Origin of the sequence: Desulfogranum japonicum DSM 18378 (assembly GCF_000429945.1) — a bacterium.
GTDB lineage: Bacteria > Desulfobacterota > Desulfobulbia > Desulfobulbales > Desulfobulbaceae > Desulfogranum > Desulfogranum japonicum.
Genome location: NZ_AUCV01000117.1, coordinates 1 through 1,679, shown reverse-complemented (window position 1 = coordinate 1,679; position 1,679 = coordinate 1). Strand labels below are relative to the sequence as shown.

Annotated in this window: 2 protein-coding genes; one reads left to right on the top strand and one right to left on the bottom strand. The window is 39.9% G+C overall.

The features are described 5' to 3' along the window. The coding region (locus tag G493_RS34160) for a hypothetical protein (protein WP_205623750.1) at window positions 1-247 on the top strand (247 nt) is incomplete at its 5' end. Between the two features lie 257 nt (window positions 248-504). Here G493_RS34160 and G493_RS0122595 read toward each other — a convergent pair. Next, window positions 505-1,386 carry a hypothetical protein gene (locus G493_RS0122595; RefSeq protein WP_028582178.1) on the bottom strand — a complete coding sequence of 294 codons (882 nt, stop codon included), beginning with the start codon at window positions 1,384-1,386 and terminating at the stop codon, window positions 505-507. Window positions 1,387-1,679 lie beyond the last annotated feature (293 nt).

The window sequence follows — 1,679 nt, the reverse complement described above, 5'->3', positions numbered from 1 at the left end:
TTTGAGTGCTGTGCACTCTTTGGCCCGCTTGTTTACTATTCAGTTTTCAAAGATCAAAGCCTCGAAGAGGCCGTCCGCGCCAGTGCGTGTTTGCTTCAGCGCAGAAGCTGAACTTAACATGTTTTCGTTTTTCCGTCAACAGAAAAGTTTTGCTTTTTGTTGTCTCGTTTGCGACGCTTTGTTGTCACGAGCAACGGAGCGGCAAAATACAGGAGTTGGACATGCTTGTCAAACTCTTTTCTATTAAAAGTATCATTTTTAATTTTCATTTCCATATACTAAGAAAATGAACCTGTGAACAAATCACTCGTAAAAGCCTGTAAATGGGTTTGAAAAAAAGTTTCAACTGACGGGATTTTCAAGAAAGACTAAAGACGATATACATGTAGAAACCAGTCACACTACGTCCACAAAAAAACTGGATACTCATTTCCTCTGAATTCAATGAGGAAATAGTATCCAGTTTTATCAGATAAAATGCGTTTCGTCCTGTTATTGATCAGGCTACACTGTCTTGTCTATATCCTGCGATTCATTGGCTGCCTGGACTGATGCAGCCTCGTCAATCATAGAGTTGAGCCTTGCTAAACTTTCTGTCAGCAGGTTTTCCAGTGAATTCTCAGACTCTGAACTTTGATTTTCCTGAATATGCTGTTGAAGGAGTGCGTTAATAGGATTACGCGCAAAGCCAAGAATTTGATTATCATGCTTGGCAAGTTGATCAGTCAATTTACGAAAAAATTTCTCTAAAGGATCGTAGTGCCCATATTTATTACCCTTTGATCCTGGGAGTGATTCTGTGGTATTTGACTGAGCGACATCAGTATTATCATTTGTTTCACTATCCACCTGAGGGCTACTAAGTGCCTCATATTGTTCGATGGATTCCATTTGATAGACCTGCTCATATTTTACAGCAGCTGTAAATGACTGTATAGTTTCATTTCCTTCTCCCACCTCCAAAGCATAACCGAGAGCGTCCTCCAGGTTGCCCTGCTTAACCTCAGAGATCACAGCATCAAGATCTGTTAATAAATCTTTGATATCCGCAATCTCGTTTTCACTCAGGTTACCGTTGACGGTAAAGGAAAAGCTTTGTCCAGAAGCAAGTTGGATCTGCTGCTGGTTTACACTGTACAAAGCCACTTCATTGTCGTTTTGAATGATTCCTGCCCTATTATATTGATAAGCGTCAAACTGGCTGTATTCGTTAGCTGTTAAAGTTACGATATCGCCTTCTTGAGTTTGCAGGGTGATACCGGCATCCAAAGATTGTCTATATTTGATTTCTTTTTCAGCTAGATAAGCAGCAGATTGAGTGGCTGAAGGGGTGTTGTTCCTTGAAAGGTTTCCTGTCGAAGAAAAAAGATCTGAAATATTGTTCATGCCATTCCTCCCTGAATTATGCACGTTAACATTCCTGTCTTTCGTATCGACTGTATGTAAAAATATCTTAAGTAATTTTACACTATATTTTCTCTGCAAATTTCAACAAGTTACATAAGGCGAAGCTGAGACGGATTACAACACTCGGAGGGAATCTGCTTTCGAAACCTGATCACTGTGATAATACCAGAGATCTTACTTAGGATGATGGGTGCTATACAGGGTATAGCCTAGAATCCAGGCAAAAAAAAACCGCTTTAAGGAAATCCCTTAAAGCGGTTTTGAAAAAAGAG

Coding starts and splice junctions, on each gene's coding strand:
- G493_RS0122595 (WP_028582178.1), bottom strand. CDS start 1,386: ATGAACAATATTTCAGATCTTTTTTCTTCGACAGGAAACCTTTCAAGG.